Source organism: Rhodococcus sp. OK302, assembly GCF_002245895.1.
In the GTDB taxonomy this organism is placed as follows: domain Bacteria; phylum Actinomycetota; class Actinomycetes; order Mycobacteriales; family Mycobacteriaceae; genus Rhodococcus_F.
This window is the reverse complement of sequence record NZ_NPJZ01000001.1, coordinates 2,892,283-2,908,334: the sequence shown is the minus strand read 5'-3', so window position 1 is coordinate 2,908,334 and position 16,052 is coordinate 2,892,283. Positions and strand designations below refer to the sequence as shown.

The window sequence follows — 16,052 nt, the reverse complement described above, 5'->3', positions numbered from 1 at the left end:
CTACAGTGAGCAACCAGAACCCGACCGCGGCGCCGCTCTCCGGATCGATCGAACTTACCGGGCATCAGTACGGCAAGGCCGAGAATCGTGTCGTCCGAATCTACCGCGACACACCCCGCCACGAGATTCACGATGTGAACGTCTCCACTTGTCTCCGAGGCGATTTCGCCGACGCGTACCTCACCGGCGACCAATCCGCGGTGCTCCCCACCGACTCCCAGAAGCAAACGGCGTACGCCTATGCCAAGGAGAAGGGCCTGATCTCGATCGAGTCGTACGGACTCGAACTTGCCGCCCATTTTGTCGACGACATCGAACCCGTCACGGGTGCCCGGATCGAGATCGAGGAATACGCCTGGGAGCGTGCGATTGTCGACGGCACCGGGCACGATCACACCTGGGTCCGCAAGGGTCAGGAAGTGCGGACCGCGTCGATCACCCAGGACAACACCGGAACCTGGGTGATCGGAGGCCTGAAGGACTTGGTGCTGCTCAAGTCGAGTGGCAGCGAGTTCACCGGGTTCCTTCAGGATCCGTACACGGTTCTCGAACCCACCGACGACCGTGTCCTGGCCACCGCTCTGGTCGCGCAGTGGCGGTTCGTCGGGACAGACGTCGACTGGGAGTCGGTCTACGTGGGCGTCAAGGCACAGATCGTCAAGCAGTTCGCGACAGTTCACTCACTTGCGTTGCAGCAGACGCTGTTCCAGATCGCTAAGGCAATCCTGGAGGAGTTCCCGATTATTGCCGAGGTCCGCCTCTCTGCACCCAACAAACACCATTTCGACTACGCTCTGGATCGTTTCGGGGTCGAGAACAACAACGAGGTCTTTGCGGCCGCAGATCGGCCGTACGGGCTGATCCAGGCAGCGGTCAGTCGCTCCGACGCACCCGATGCCGGTCCTTCGTGGACACCATTTTCAGGCTGGCTGTCATGACCGACTACGTCATCAAGGACGCCCACATCGCCACAATCGACGGCGCGGGTACCGAGTTCACCAACGGATACGTGGCAGTGGCCGGCAACACGATCACCGCGCTCGGCGCCGGACCGGCACCGGAGTTTCCCGGAGCTACAGTCATCGACGCCCGCGGATGCCTGATCACACCGGGACTGGTGAACACCCACCACCATCTGTACCAGTGGATCACTCGCGGTCTGGCTGCCGATTCGACGCTCTTCGAGTGGCTGACCACTCTGTATCCGGTCTGGGCGGGCATAGACGCCGACGCCGTACACACTGCCGCGACGGGCGGACTCGCCTGGTTGGCAAAGACGGGCTGCACCACCACCACGGATCACCACTACGTGGTCCCTCGCGACGCGGGAGACGTGTTCGAAGCGGAGATCACCGCCGCAGCACAAGTCGGCCTGCGGTTCCATCCGACGCGCGGATCGATGGACCTCGGGCAGAGTTCAGGCGGATTGCCACCCGATCACGTCGTGGAAGAACTCGACGACATCCTGACCGGAACCCAGGCCGTCATCGATCGCTGGCACGACCCGAGTCCCGGATCGATGCTGCAGATCGCTGTGGCGCCCTGCTCCCCGTTCTCGGTCACGGAGGCTCTACTCCGCGAGTCTGCGACATTGGCCCGTACTGCCGGGGTCCGGATGCACACTCACCTCGCGGAAACAGTTGACGAGTTGGAGTTCTGCCGCGAACAGTTCGGCGGCACTCCGATGGAATACATGGAACGCGTCGGCTGGCTGGGGCCGGATGTGTGGTTCGCGCACGCCGTTCATCTCGACGACGCCGCAATCGAGACCATGTCACGGACGGGAACCGCTGCGGCACACTGCCCGACGTCCAATGCCCGACTCGGCGCCGGCATTGCCCGCACGCAAGAGCTTCTCGGTGCCGGTGTCACGATCGGACTGGGGGTCGACGGCGCAGCCAGCAATGAGGCGTGCAGTCTCGTCGAGGAATCACGCCATGCCCTCCTCTTCGCCCGGTCACGCGGTGGTCCGCAGGCGATGACGGTCCGGAAAGCACTGGAACTCGGGACCATCGGCGGCGCACGGGTTCTCGGCCGCGAAAACGAGATCGGATCACTGGAGGTGGGTAAGTTGGCGGATCTCGCAGTGTGGAATCTGACTACGATCGCTCACGCCGGAATCACCGACCCGGTGGCCGCATTGGTACTGGGCTCCACCCCGCCCCTGACACTGTTGATGGTGAACGGCGAGGTTGTGGTGGCCGATGATCGGGTAACCACGGTTGACGAGGACGTCGTCGCATCGGACGTCGCTCGCGCTCACCTCGCGCTGGTGCGAAAGGCCGGGTGACCTCGCGGTGGACCTGCACACAATCGATCATGTCCTGGTTCCCCGGACTCGGGCGGACCTTCCGGCGCCCGCGCCGGGGATCGGATTCATCGGCGGCGGTACGTGGTTGTACTCCGAGCCACAACCTCAGCTGAGCGCACTCGTCGACCTTGCCGGGCTCGGCTGGGAGCCGATCACCGTCACCGATCGAGGCGTCGAGATTGCGGCCACATGCACCATCGAGGAATTGTGCCGAGCCCAACTGCCGGCCTCGTTCCGCGCGACTCCACTGTTCCAGAACTGCGCCGACGCGCTGCTCGCATCATGGAAAGTGTTGCGGTACGCCACAGTCGGCGGAAATATCGCGCTCGCCTTTCCCGCCGGCGCCATGACGACGATGGCCGCGACACTCGACGCCGACCTGACGATCTGGAGGCCCGACGGGAGCGAATATCGAATACCGATTACAGATTTCGTGATCGACAACGGCATCAACGCGCTCGGTGTCGGCGAGATCATTCGCAGTATCGCGCTTCCCACGCACGCATTATCCGCCCGTACTTCTATTCGCAAGCTCGCACCCACAGCGCTCGGGCGCTCGTCTGTTCTGATTGCCGGACGAAGGGGCACAGACGGTTTCACCCTCGCTGTCACGGCGTCAACCCGGAGGCCGTACGTGCTGCGGTTTACCGAACATCCGAACGAGACGGACATGGCTGACGCACTGGCTCGTCGGATTCCGGCCGACGCCTACTTCACGGACGTCCACGGCAGTGCATCCTGGCGCTGCGCGATGACGGCACTACTGGCGCAAGAGGTCCGGGAGGAGCTGTCATGAAGTACTCCGTCGACGGGGTAGCCCGCGACGACGAACCCCGACCGGGCCAGTGCCTACGAACGTTTCTGCGTGAACACGGCACCACTTCGGTCAAGAAGGGTTGCGACGCGGGCGATTGCGGCGCCTGTTCGGTGCTGGTGGACGGCCGTCCCACCCATTCCTGCATCTTCCCCGCACATCGCATCGGTGGGCTCGCGATTGTCACTGCGGCCGGTCTCGGCACCCCGGAGAATCTACATCCGATGCAACAAGCGTTTGTCGACGCCGGAGGATTCCAATGCGGTTTCTGCACGGCCGGAATGGTGGTGACCACGTCTGCGTTCACCACCGCGCAAAAGGAGAACTTACCGCAGTCGATGAAGGGTAATCTCTGCCGCTGCACGGGGTATCGCTCGATTCGCGACGCACTTGCCGCCACGAAGAACATCGAGTGCGTGGATAACCAGGCAGCACAGGGACGTTCCATTGCAGCACCGGCCTCAGCCCGACTTGTCACGGGAAATGAACCCTTCACCTTGGATTTGCGTGATATTCCCGACGGACTCCTCCACGCCGCGGTACTCGGCAGCCCGCATTCCCATGCCTACATCTCCGGAATCAACACGGCTGCAGCACGTTCCGCACCGGGCGTCGTAGCAGTATTGACCTACCTCGACAGCCCCGACATTCTGTTCTCGACAGCCCGGCATGAGAATCGGACCGACGATCCGGACGACACCCGCGTCTTCGACCGCACCGTACGATTCATCGGTCAGCGAGTTGCCGCGGTGATCGCCGAGACAGCCCGCGACGCAGAACGCGCCCTGGCGTTGATCGAAGTCGACTTCGAGATACGCGCTGCAGTTTTCGATCCGGCGGACGCACGCTCCCCCACTGCGCCGCTCCTGCACGCCGACAAAGACGCCGTGTCGCGGATCGCCGATGTGCAGCGCAATGTTGTTGCGGCAGTGCACGAGGGCGTCGGCGATGCCGAGGAAGCACTGGCCGGATCTGCAGCCGTCGTCGAAGGAACCTGGAAGACTGCGCGGGTCCAGCATGTAGCGATGGAAACCCACGGATCGGTGGGCTGGCTCGATTCGGACGGCCGCCTGGTCATCCGCAGCAGCACGCAGGTGCCCTTCCTGGTGCGCGACGAGCTGGCACACGTCTTCGATCTCGATCGGTTGAAGGTCCGGGTGTTTGCTACCCGGGTCGGCGGCGGATTCGGCGGTAAACAGGAAATGTTGACGGAGGACCTCGTTGCCCTGGCTGTACTCCGCACCGGGCGGCCCGTGCAGTACGAGTTCAGCCGGAGCGACCAGTTCACGATCGCGCCGTCACGGCACCCGATGCAGGTGTCGGTGCGAGTCGGCGCCGACACATCCGGGCAACTGAGCGCGCTGGCAATCGACGTCCTCTCCGACGCCGGAGCCTACGGAAATCACTCGGTCGGTGTGATGTTCCACGGCTGCACCGAATCGATTGCGGTGTATCGGTGTCCGGCCAAGCGTGTCGATGCCGAAGCCGTCTACACGAACAACGTGCCGTCGGGAGCGTTTCGCGGCTACGGCCTGGGGCAAGTCATCTTTGCCGTCGAATCGGCGATGGATCAACTCGCCCGAAAACTCGGTATCGATCCCTTCGAGTTCCGTCGTCGCAATGTCGTGGTTCCGGGAGACGATTTTGTGGACTGGCACGTCGAGGACGGTGATCTCGAATTCGGCAGCTACGGCCTCGATCAGTGCCTGGACCTGGTCGAGGCCGCTCTTTCGAGCGGGCGTGGAACGGAGCCCGAGCCAGGATCACCGTGGAAAACCGGTCGGGGCATGGCAATTGCCATGATCGCCACGATCCCGCCGCGCGGCCACGTCGCCGACACCACCGTGACACTCGAATCCGATGGCCGGTACGTGGTGCGAATCGGAACGGCCGAATTCGGGAACGGAACCACCACAGTTCATCATCAGATTGCCGCCACCGAACTTCGGACGAGCGTCGATCGCATCGTGATCGTTCAATCCGATACCGATACCGGAGGACACGACACCGGCGCATTCGGATCGACCGGTACCGTCGTCGCGGGCAAGGCACTGTTGATCGCGTGTGAACGCCTTCGCGACCGGATACTCACACGCGCACAAGCTATCTGCCCGGGTCCGGCAGCACTCGCCGCAGACGGTGTCGACGTCGGACACCGCCGCATCGATTTCTCGACGCTGCTCGAGAGTGGACCGCTCTCCGCCGACGGCCGTCACGACGGAACCCCCCGCTCGGTCTCGTTCAATGTCCACGGTTTTCGTGTCGCGGTCGATACCGCGACGGGCCGGGTGGTTATTCTGCACTCCGTCCAGGCCGCTGATGCCGGGACCGTGCTGAACCCTGCTCAATTGCGCGGGCAGGTGGAAGGTGGTGTGGGACAGGCTCTCGGCGCCGCGCTGTTCGAGGAGATCGTCCTGGACCATGGTGTGGTGGTCAATCCCACGCTGCGGAATTACCACATTCCACAGTTGGCGGATCTCCCGAACACCGAAGTCCTCTTTGCCGATACCTACGACAAGTTGGGACCATTCGGCGCCAAATCGATGAGTGAGGCTCCGTTCAATCCGGTAGCACCGGCGCTGGCCAATGCAATCGCGGATGCCTGCGGCGCAAGGATGTACGCCGTACCGATGACACCGGACCAGGTCTGGCGGAAACTCAGCCGGTGACTCGGCTCAGAACTCGTTCCAGGGCGTCCACTGCCGCGTCCAGCTCTCCGATCGTCACGGTCAACGGTGGACGAAATCTGATGCCTCGAACTCCGGTCGGGAGGATGATCACACGTTCGTCTTCCCACAATCGGGAAACAATATGGTCGCGTAATTCTTTGGTACTCAGGGTGATCGCGCACATAAGTCCGCGTCCACGAGGTTCGGTGACGTCGTCGAACCTCCCGCTCACATCCCTGAGCCGATCGAGCAGGTGCGCGCCGGTAAACCGTGCACGATCGATCAAACGATCCCGTTCGATGATTTCGAGGATTCGACGGGCTCTCACCATGTCCGTCAGGTTGCCGCCCCAGGTGGAGTTGATTCGCGAACTAACGTGAAACACGTTGTCCGGCACCTCGTCTACCCGGCCGCCGGCCATAATTCCACACACTTGAGTCTTCTTACCGAAGGCCACGACGTCCGGAGCTAACCCCAATTGTTGGTAAGCCCAGGCTGTTCCGGTGATCCCGCACCCGGTCTGGACCTCGTCGAGAACGAACAGCGCGTCGTTCTCCCGGCACAGTTGTTGCATCGCCTGCAGAAATTCCGGCCGAAGGTGATGGTCGCCGCCTTCGCCCTGGATCGGTTCGGCGATGAAACAGGCTATGTCACCGAAATTTTCGGCGAATGCTCGCCGCGCCTGCGTGAGGCTGGAGCTCTCCGCGGACACCACGTCATGACCCTCAGCGAGATACGGCGAAGCGATGCGCGGCCAGTCGAACTTGGGGAACCTCGCAACCTTGCCCGGTTCGGTATTGGTCAGCGACATCGTGTATCCACTGCGACCGTGGAACGCTTCGGTCAGATGCAGGACCTTGGTCCCCAGATCCGGTGACAGCCCGGCAGTTTCATTGAATCGACTCTTCCAGTCGAACGCCACCTTGAGCGCATTTTCGACGGCGAGTGCTCCGCCGTCCACAAAGAACAGGTGTGGGAGAGCAGGATCCCCCAGAACCCGAACGAAGGCGTCGACGAACCGGGCCATCGGCACACTGTAGACATCGGAGTTGCTCGGCTTGTTGGATGCGGTCACCGCCAACTCACGTTGAAACGCCTCGTCGGCAGCGATGCCCGGATGATTCATCCCGAGGGCCGACGAACCGAAGAAACCGAACATGTCCAGGTATTCGGTTCCGGTACGCAGATCCACCAGATACACACCGTGCGAGCGTTCGACGTCGAGCACAAGATCGAACCCGTCCGTGAGAATACTGGCATTCAACACGTCGAACACCGGAAACTCTGTACTGCCGCCCACGCCCTGCATCGCGGTACTCATACGCTCACAATATGTCCGCGTTCCGGCAAAGTCGATGATTGACAGGAAAAATTACTACGGCTGCGGCTATTCGTCGTAAAAAGTTTGTAGAATGATCGTACTTCGGGTTCCAACGTTTGCGACCGTCCGAATTTCCTGCAACAGAGATTCCAGTGCCCGCGGTGATGCGACTCGAACGAGGAGCACGTAACTGTTGTCGCCGGCCACCGAGTGGCACGCCACCACCGCCGGCAGGTGCCGCAGGCGTGCGGGCGCATCGTCGGGCTGAGACGGGTCGAGAGGGGTGATGGCCACAAATGCCGCCAAGTTCTGACCGACAGACTCGGGATCCACCTTCGCCGAGTAGCCGCGGATTACCTTGCGGGACTCGAGTCGACGCACCCTCGACTGCACCGCCGAGATCGAGAGACCGGCCTTCTCGGCCAGGGTCGACAAAGTGGCACGCCCGTCCGAAACCAGTTCTCGGATCAGCAGTCGGTCGGTGTCGTCGATCGGAACAGCAGAATTGTCACTTTGTTGCATTTCTCCCACCCGCGCAGATTAACGTAACAAGGGGTGCACATGGCTGATACAGGGCAGTTGCGTTCCCGATTTGCTGCCCAACTCGGGCACATGTACGGCAGTGAGGTTCCGGCGTACAACACTCTCGTCGACGTAACGAGGCAGGTCAATCGTGACTTCGTTGCCTCCCACCCGGGCCTGGAGAACGTGGGCAGCCTCGCCCGAGTCAGCGCAGAACGACACGGAGCGATCCGATTGGGGACTCTCGACGAACTACGGGACGCCGCCGTACTCTTCGGCGGATTCGGAATGTCGCCGGTCGGATACTACGACTTGCGGATCGCAGATCCTCCGGTCCCGGTGGTATCGACAGCTTTCCGTCCCATCCATCCGACTGAACTCGCGCACAACCCGTTTCGAGTTTTCACATCCGTACTGGCAATCGCGGACCAACGCTTCTTCGACACCGATCTCCAGCGCCGAATCACTGCCTACCTTCGCAGACGCACCCTCTTCTCCCCCGAACTACTTCGCCTGGCCCGGGCCGCACACACCGACGGAGGCTTGCCGGAGCCACAAGCCACACAGTTCGTCGACGCCGCGACACGTGCATTCAGACTCGGAACCGAACCGATCGACGCATCATGGTTCCGCGAACTCACCCGCGTCTCCCCCGTGGCCGCCGATATCGCCGGGCAGGGAACAACACACATCAACCATCTCACCCCGCGAGTACTCGATATCGATGAGTTGTACCGACGCATGACCGCACGCGGCATCACCATGATCGACCGAATCCAGGGACCACCCCGGTGGAATGGACCGCCACTTCTGCTGCGGCAAACGTCGTTTCGTGCCCTGGACGAGATCCGCCGCTTCCGGGCGGCGGACGGATCGATTACCGACGAGCCCGTCCGAGTGCGTTTCGGCGAGGTTGAAGCACGCGGCATCGCACTGACACGCAAGGGAAGAGACATCTACGACGCCCTGATCGGTTGCACTGAAATTGCGTTGTGGGAGAGCGCATTTCCCACTACGGAGGACGGACTTGCCGACGCCGATCTGGCGTACTTCACGTACCGCCGCGAGGGTTCGACGCTGATACGTGAGCCCATCGTCTACGAGGACTTCCTACCGGCTTCCGCGGCCGGGATCTTTGCATCCAACGTCGACTCGGCCTCGGAATTCATTTCCGATGCGCTCAGCGCCGATTACGGGCAGGATCAACTCGAAGGCGTAATCGAACGGTCGATACTCGATCCCTTCGAGTTGTACCGAAAGCAACAGGACGCCTCGCGTGCCGATCAAAGGAGTGACCCGTGATCCTTCCCGATCCGTCCGCCCTCGCCGAGCGTGCACAATCTGCGCTCTCCCGATGCGGAGTCGACTGGCCTACCGGCAATCTCAGTGCGCGCACCCCCATTACGGGAACCGAACTGCGTACCGTCGCCCAGCAATCCGTCAGTGACGTCGACGACGCGGTGTCCGCTGCACATCAGGCATTTCTGGTCTGGCGCACAGTTCCGTCCCCGACTCGGGGCGCAGTGGTACGGCAGCTCGGTCGACTCTTGAGTGAACACAAGGCCGACCTTGCCGAAATCGTCACGCTCGAAGCCGGCAAAGTCACGTCGGAAGCGCTCGGCGAAGTGCAGGAAATGATCGATATCTGCGAGTTCGCCGTTGGTCTCTCGCGCCAACTGTACGGACGGACAATGCCTTCGGAGCGGCCTGGCCACCGACTGATGGAGACCTGGCACCCTCTCGGCGTTGTCGGTGTCATCTCCGCCTTCAACTTCCCGGTGGCGGTGTGGTCCTGGAACACAGCTATCGCTCTGGTGTGCGGCGACACGGTTGTCTGGAAGCCTTCCGAGACGACTCCGCTCACGGCACTGGCATGCCACGCCCTCTTACGGCGTGCCCTCGCGGAATGCGGCGCTCCGGCGGACATCCACCAACTGGTCATCGGCGGGCGCGGGGTCGGCGAACGCCTGGTGGACAACGCGCAAGTCGCTCTCGTGAGCGCTACCGGATCCGTCCGGATGGGACGCGAGGTCGCGCCGCGGATTGCGGCGAGGTTCGGGCGCAGCCTCCTCGAATTGGGTGGAAACAACGGGGCGATCGTCACCCCGTCGGCGGATCTCGACCTCGCTGTCCGCGGGATCGTCTTCTCAGCCGCCGGAACTGCGGGCCAGCGGTGTACGTCGTTGCGCCGGTTGATCGTTCACGAGTCGATTGCGGACGGTCTGGTCGATCGAATTTCTGCCGCCTACGCGCAACTGCGGGTGGGCAACCCGTTCGATAACGGCGTCCTGGTCGGTCCGCTGATCAACGAGGCTGCATTCCACGCCATGGACAAGGCTCTGACGTCGGTGCGCGCCGAAGGTGGAACGGTTGTGTGTGGCGGTGAGCGCGTCGGAGATACGGGCTACTACGTGAGCCCGGCGGTGGTGCGGATGCCGGCCCAGAGCGAAGTGGTTCGAGCCGAGACCTTCGCCCCGATCCTGTATGTACTGACCTATCGCGAATTCGACGACGCCATCAGACTCCACAACGAAGTGCCACAGGGACTTTCATCATCGATCTTCACGCTTGATCTGCGTGAAGCCGAACGGTTTCTGGCCGCCGATGGTTCCGATTGCGGAATCGCCAACGTCAACATCGGGACTTCGGGAGCCGAAATCGGCGGTGCCTTCGGCGGTGAGAAAGAAACCGGCGGTGGGCGCGAGTCCGGATCCGATTCATGGAAGGCTTACATGCGCCGCGCCACCAATACCGTCAACTACTCGAATCAGCTACCACTGGCTCAAGGAGTCGAGTTCGGCTGACTCTCCAGGTTCGTGATCGTGAGTTCCCCAGCGCCGTTCGGATCGACCGCCTACGCTTTTCACTGTGACCCTGTGGCCCGAACTTGCGCGCGAGATTGCCGATAGCGTCCTATTCCCCGTTGCCGACAGCGTTGACGCGGACGGTGAAATCCCGAGCAGCCATTTCGACGCCCTGGCAGCCGAAGGTTTCTACGGACTCGCAACCCTCGGTGACGACGGTCCGTCGGCTGCAGAGTTGGTGGAGGTCGTCGAAACACTGTGCGGTGGTTGCCTCGCTACGGCATTCACGTGGATGCAGCATCATGGCGTCGTGGGGGCGTTGGCTTCGACCGCCAACGATGGACTGCGCAAGCAGTACTGGGACTCACTCATCACCGGAGCCGTCTCGGGTGGCGTTGCTTACGCCGGCGCGATTCCCAACCCACCGCTCCTCTGGGCGCGGCGGATCGACAACGGATACGTCCTCGACGGCACGGCGCCCTTCGTGACAGGCTGGGGAATCGTCGACATCCTGCTTGTATCGGCCAGGGACGAGTTCGACAATTCCATAGTCCACGCGGTCGTCCCGGCGACCCTCGCACCTGGTCTCACGGTTGAGGTGCTCCCACTGATCGCTGCCCGCGGAAGCAACACCGCGCGTATAGTTTTCGATGGTTTCGAGATCCCGGACACAGACATCGCAGCGGTAGTCGACGACGAACAGTTCCAGAGCACACAGTTGCCCGGTCTGTGGTTCAACGGAGCCATGGCGATGGGGGTTGCCCGTCGCGCGATCACCGAACTCCACGACCTCGGCGTCGATGTCGACACTTTCACCGAGCAGGCTGCTGCCACCCGTCGCCATCTCGATCTGGCGCTGGCGGACCGCGCCGACATGTCAGCTGCCCGCGCCGCCGCGTCCGAACTCGCAGTTCGCGTGGCAGCCGCACTGGTCACCGCGACCGGCAGCCGCTCGCTGGTGGGTAGCAACACGGCCGAACGTTTGATGCGTGAGGCCACATTCACCCTGGTGGCCGCAACCCGGCCCACGATCAAGACATCTCTGGTGGAGCGTCTTGTCGGTGGGTAGGTGCACTATGGACAGGTGACTGAAGTCCTCGAGAGGTTCTCGCGCGCGACACGAGAATGGTTCGACGGTGCCTTCACCGCCCCCACCAACGCTCAGCTGGGTGCGTGGGAATCCATTGCCAGTGGCGCGCACACACTTGTTGTCGCTCCCACCGGTTCCGGCAAGACACTGTCGGCATTTCTGTGGGCACTCGATCAGCTGGCCGGTCACGACGGCAGTGACCGCACCACCAAAGTCCTCTACATTTCGCCGCTCAAGGCCCTCGGTGTCGACGTCGAACGTAACCTCCGGGCCCCGTTGGTCGGCATCACTCAAACAGCCAAACGACTCGGACTCACGCCGCCGGAAATCACAGTCGGTGTTCGCTCGGGCGATACTTCTCCCGCTGATCGACGCTCACTGATCAAGCGGCCACCGGACATCCTGATCACGACCCCGGAATCCCTGTTCCTGATGTTGACGTCTGCTGCGCGAGAAACCTTGGTCGGCGTCGATACGGTCATTGTCGACGAGGTACACGCCGTCGCGGGCACCAAACGCGGTTCGCACCTCGCTCTCTCCCTCGAACGCCTCGACGCCCTGCTCGAGCGGCCGGCGCAGCGAATCGGCTTGTCCGCCACCGTGCGTCCCCACGAAGAGGTCGGACGATTCCTCTCCGGTTCCGCCCCCATCCGCATCGTCGCCCCGCCTGCCGCCAAGACTTTTGATCTCACGGTCCGAGTACCCGTCGAGGACATGACCGAACTGGGAATCGCCGCTCCGTCCGACGGTTCCGAATCCCCCACTCCCCAAGCCGGTTCCATCTGGCCGCATGTCGAAGAGCAGATCGTCGACCTCGTGCTGGAGCATCGTTCGTGCATCGTCTTCGCCAATTCACGACGGCTCGCCGAGCGGTTGACTGCGCGCCTCAACGAGATTCATGCCGAACGCACCGGCGTAGTGGTCGACAAGATGCCTCGCCCACCGGCACAGATCGGCACTCCCACCGAGGTCAGCTTCGGCGCCGAACCATTGCTTGCTCGTGCCCATCACGGTTCCGTGAGCAAAGATCAGCGCGCCCTCATCGAAGACGACCTCAAGTCCGGACGACTGCGCTGCGTCGTCGCGACCAGCAGCCTCGAACTCGGAATCGACATGGGCGCTGTTGATCTTGTCATTCAAGTGGAAGCTCCGCCGTCGGTAGCCAGCGGACTGCAACGCGTCGGCCGCGCCGGCCACCAGGTCGGCGAGATCTCACGCGGCGTGGTGTTCCCGAAACATCGCACCGATCTCATTCACTGCGCCGTCACCGTCGAGCGCATGGTCGAAGGCAAGATCGAAGCCCTTGCCGTCCCGGCCAATCCGCTCGATATTCTCGCCCAGCAGACAGTTGCCGCAACGGCGCTCGAACCCATCGACGTCGACGACTGGTTCGACATGGTCCGCCGAAGCGGTTCGTTTGCAACACTTCCCCGCTCCGCCTACGAATCCACCCTCGATCTGCTGGCCGGCCGCTACCCGTCGGACGAGTTCGCCGAACTACGCCCGCGCCTGGTCTGGGATCGCGAAGCCAATACCCTCACCGGGCGTCCCGGCGCCCAGCGTCTGGCCGTCACCTCGGGCGGCGCCATCCCCGACCGCGGCCTCTTCACCGTCTACATGGTGGGCGAGAAGTCTTCTCGTGTCGGTGAACTCGACGAAGAAATGGTCTACGAATCCCGTGTCGGAGACGTCTTCGCGTTGGGCGCGACCAGTTGGCGGATCGAAGAAATCACCTTCGATCGTGTCCTCGTCAGCCCTGCCTACGGAATGCCGGGACGTCTGCCGTTCTGGCACGGCGACGGTTTGGGTCGTCCCGCAGAACTCGGCCAGGCCTTGGGACAGTTCATCCGTGAAACCGCACTGGGCAACGAGGCCGATGTCGTCGAACGCTGCCGCGTCGGCGGCCTGGACCACAACGCCACCACCAACCTGATCCAACTGGTCAACGAACAGAAAAACGCGACCGGCCAGGTGCCGTCGGATCGCACGTTGGTGGTCGAGCGGTTCCGCGACGAACTCGGCGACTGGCGCCTCGTTCTCCACTCTCCCTACGGCCAACGGGTCCACGCCCCGTGGGCACTGGCGATCGGTGCACGGTTGCAGGAGCGGTACGGCGTCGACTCGAGTCCCACGGCGTCCGACGACGGCATCATCATCCGGCTACCCGATACCGAGAACGAGCCTCCCGGCGCCGAACTGTTTGCGTTCGACGTCGACGACATCGAGGATCTGGTGACGCAGGAAGTAGGCGGCTCCGCACTTTTTGCCTCCAGATTCCGTGAATGTGCCGCTCGCGCACTACTTCTCCCCCGCCGAAATCCCGGCAAACGCGCACCCCTGTGGCAGCAGCGTCAACGCAGCGCCCAACTCCTCGACGTGGCCCGCAAGTTCCCGACGTTCCCGATCCTGCTCGAGACAGTGCGTGAATGCCTCCAGGACGTCTACGACCTTCCGGCCCTCAAAGAACTCTTCGGCAAGATCGCGAAGCGGCAGATCCGGATCGTCGACGTCGAGACGGCGTCACCGTCACCGTTCGCCAGTGCATTGTTGTTCAACTACGTCGGCGCGTTCATGTACGAGGGCGACAGCCCCCTCGCCGAAAGGCGTGCTGCCGCACTTTCTCTCGACTCGACCTTGTTGGCCGAACTTCTCGGCCGCGTAGAACTCCGTGAACTACTCGACGGCGCCGTCATCGAGACAGCCGAACGTGAACTCCAAAGGCTTGTTCCGGAGCGGCAGGCAAAAGATCTCGAAGGTGTTGCCGACCTCCTGCGGATGCTCGGACCACTGACCACCGAAGAAGTTGCTGCCCGCAGCCTCGAAGATCCCGATGCCTGGCTCGCGAAGTTGGTCGCCGACAAACGCGCCCTTCAGGTTTCGTTTGCCGGACAGCACTGGTGGACGGCAATCGAGGATGCCGCCCGACTGCGCGACGGACTCGGCGTGCCACTCCCCATCGGAGTACCCGCCGCGTTCATCGAGCCCGCAGATCAACCGCTCGAAGACCTCCTGAGCCGATACGCCCGCACCCACGGTCCCTTCACACTCGCCGACGCGGCCGCAAGATTCGGCGTCGGAGTGTCCGTGGCACGCGATGTCCTCGGGCGACTGGCCCTGGAGAAGCGAGTGCTGGAGGGCGAGTTCCGACCTGGCTCCGCCGGCAGCGAATGGTGTGACGCCGAAGTTCTGCGGCGGTTGCGTCGTCGCTCCCTCGCAGCCGCCCGCCAAGAGGTCGAGCCGGTCAGTACCGCGACGTTGGGCCGCTTCCTGCCCAGCTGGCAGCATGTCGGCGGCACCCTCCGCGGCATCGACGGAGTCGCAACAGTGATCGATCAGCTTGCCGGCGTTCCCATTCCGGCGTCGGCACTCGAATCCTTGATCTTGCCCAGCCGTATCACCGACTACTCGCCGGCCATGCTCGACGAACTGACCTCGACGGGCGAGGTCCTGTGGTCAGGGTCGGGAGCCATCTCGAGCAAGGACGGGTGGATAGTTCTGCACCCGGCGGATCTTGCTCCCGTCACCCTCAATCCCCCGGCCGATACCGATGTCTCGGACCTGCAGCAACACGTACTCGATCTGCTCGCCGGCGGTGGCGCATACTTCTTCCGGCACATTGCCGACGCCCTCGAATCGACGGACGACGGCGCCCTCACCACAGCACTCTGGGAGTTGGTGTGGCTCGGACACATCGGCAACGACACGCTCGCGCCGCTGCGCGCACTGCTGTCCGACACCACTCGAACCACAACCAGCCACCGGATCCCCCGACGCGTTCCCCGCGCTCGTCCGTATCGCGGAATGATGCGTCCTGCCGTTCCCGCGCGTACCGGACCAGCCACCGCTGCGGGGCGCTGGTTCCTGTTGCCACCCGCAGAACCCGACCCCACTGTCCGCGCCCACGCCACTGCAGATCTCCTTCTCGAACGCTACGGCGTGGTGACTCGCGGCAGCGTGGTCAGCGAGAACGTCCCCGGCGGGTTCGCACTGATCTACAAGGTGCTCAGCACATTCGAGGACAACGGCCGGGCCCGACGCGGATATTTTGTCGACACTTTGGGCGGGGCCCAGTTCTCGACGCCCGCCGTCGTGGATCGGTTGCGGACGTTCGGAGATTCCATCGAAGGGCGCCACACATCCGCTGCAACGGTCACTCTCGCTGCCTGCGACCCCGCCAACCCGTACGGCGCAGCACTTCCCTGGCCTGGGTCGAGCGGTGAAGAATCACCGGGACACCGGCCGGGTCGTAAAGCCGGCGCTCTAGTCGTGCTCGTAGAAGGCGAACTGGTGCTCTTTGTCGAGCGCGGTGGCCGAACTATCCTTACGTTCACCGATGACAGCGGCGTACTCCGCACGGCAGCAACGTCTCTGGCACAGATGGTGAAGGATCGTGCCATCGAGAAACTGGTGGTCGAGAAGGTAGACGGAGCAACGATTCACGGCAACGATTTTGCGCCGATTCTGATAGAAGCAGGTTTTGCGGCAACCCCGCGCGGATACCGGCTGAGGTCTTGAAGATGC

General features: G+C 63.0%; 10 protein-coding genes. 8 read left to right on the top strand and 2 right to left on the bottom strand.

The window, feature by feature from the left end:
* Positions 1 to 5: 5 nt before the first annotated feature.
* Genes pucL through BDB13_RS13290 form a run of 4 tightly spaced genes read left to right on the top strand, consistent with a single transcriptional unit; the run spans position 6 to position 5,794 of the window.
* On the top strand, positions 6 to 938 hold the full coding sequence (gene pucL, locus BDB13_RS13305; protein WP_254922810.1) for a factor-independent urate hydroxylase: 933 nt from the start codon (positions 6 to 8) through the stop codon (positions 936 to 938).
* Positions 935 to 2,290 carry an 8-oxoguanine deaminase gene (locus tag BDB13_RS13300; RefSeq protein ID WP_094274891.1) on the top strand — a complete coding sequence of 452 codons (1,356 nt, stop codon included), beginning with the start codon at positions 935 to 937 and terminating at the stop codon, positions 2,288 to 2,290. Before pucL ends, BDB13_RS13300 begins: the two co-directional genes overlap by 4 nt.
* A gap of 7 nt (positions 2,291 to 2,297) precedes the next feature.
* Positions 2,298 to 3,107: an FAD binding domain-containing protein gene (locus BDB13_RS13295; RefSeq protein WP_094272055.1), complete on the top strand. Its 810-nt coding sequence runs from the start codon at positions 2,298 to 2,300 to the stop codon at positions 3,105 to 3,107.
* Positions 3,104 to 5,794 carry a molybdopterin-dependent oxidoreductase gene (locus tag BDB13_RS13290; RefSeq protein ID WP_094272054.1) on the top strand — a complete coding sequence of 897 codons (2,691 nt, stop codon included), beginning with the start codon at positions 3,104 to 3,106 and terminating at the stop codon, positions 5,792 to 5,794. The genes BDB13_RS13295 and BDB13_RS13290 overlap by 4 nt, the downstream gene beginning before the upstream one ends.
* Here the strand turns inward: BDB13_RS13290 and lat are convergent.
* Complete coding sequence (gene lat, locus BDB13_RS13285) at positions 5,784 to 7,115, bottom strand: L-lysine 6-transaminase (RefSeq protein ID WP_094272053.1); 1,332 nt, start codon at positions 7,113 to 7,115, stop codon at positions 5,784 to 5,786. The genes BDB13_RS13290 and lat overlap by 11 nt on opposite strands.
* 66 nt (positions 7,116 to 7,181) lie before the next feature.
* The gene (locus BDB13_RS13280) at positions 7,182 to 7,637 is read right to left on the bottom strand and encodes an Lrp/AsnC family transcriptional regulator (protein WP_094272052.1); all 456 of its coding nucleotides are present in this window, start codon (positions 7,635 to 7,637) and stop codon (positions 7,182 to 7,184) included.
* Positions 7,638 to 7,676: 39 nt separating this feature from the next.
* Between BDB13_RS13280 and hglS the strand changes: the two genes are divergently transcribed.
* The 4 genes from hglS to BDB13_RS13260 all read left to right on the top strand — a co-directional run bounded on the left by hglS (position 7,677) and on the right by BDB13_RS13260 (position 16,046).
* Positions 7,677 to 8,939: a 2-oxoadipate dioxygenase/decarboxylase gene (hglS, locus tag BDB13_RS13275; RefSeq protein ID WP_094272051.1), complete on the top strand. Its 1,263-nt coding sequence runs from the start codon at positions 7,677 to 7,679 to the stop codon at positions 8,937 to 8,939.
* Positions 8,936 to 10,441 (top strand): L-piperidine-6-carboxylate dehydrogenase, encoded by a 1,506-nt coding sequence (gene amaB / locus BDB13_RS13270; RefSeq protein WP_094272050.1) that lies wholly within the window; start codon positions 8,936 to 8,938, stop codon positions 10,439 to 10,441. The genes hglS and amaB overlap by 4 nt, the downstream gene beginning before the upstream one ends.
* Positions 10,442 to 10,505: 64 nt before the next feature.
* On the top strand, positions 10,506 to 11,510 hold the full coding sequence (locus tag BDB13_RS13265) for an acyl-CoA dehydrogenase family protein (RefSeq protein ID WP_094272049.1): 1,005 nt from the start codon (positions 10,506 to 10,508) through the stop codon (positions 11,508 to 11,510).
* A 15-nt stretch (positions 11,511 to 11,525) separates the two neighbouring features.
* A complete protein-coding gene (locus BDB13_RS13260) occupies positions 11,526 to 16,046 on the top strand; it encodes an ATP-dependent helicase (RefSeq protein ID WP_176459575.1) in 4,521 nt (1,506 codons plus the stop codon).
* Positions 16,047 to 16,052 lie beyond the last annotated feature (6 nt).

Excerpts from the sequence above, each read along its gene's own strand:
- hglS (WP_094272051.1), top strand. The coding sequence starts at position 7,677 with ATGGCTGATACAGGGCAGTTGCGTTCCCGATTTGCTGCCCAACTCGGG.
- BDB13_RS13300 (WP_094274891.1), top strand. The coding sequence starts at position 935 with ATGACCGACTACGTCATCAAGGACGCCCACATCGCCACAATCGACGGC.
- BDB13_RS13290 (WP_094272054.1), top strand. The coding sequence starts at position 3,104 with ATGAAGTACTCCGTCGACGGGGTAGCCCGCGACGACGAACCCCGACCG.
- lat (WP_094272053.1), bottom strand. The coding sequence starts at position 7,115 with ATGAGTACCGCGATGCAGGGCGTGGGCGGCAGTACAGAGTTTCCGGTG.
- BDB13_RS13280 (WP_094272052.1), bottom strand. The coding sequence starts at position 7,637 with ATGCAACAAAGTGACAATTCTGCTGTTCCGATCGACGACACCGACCGA.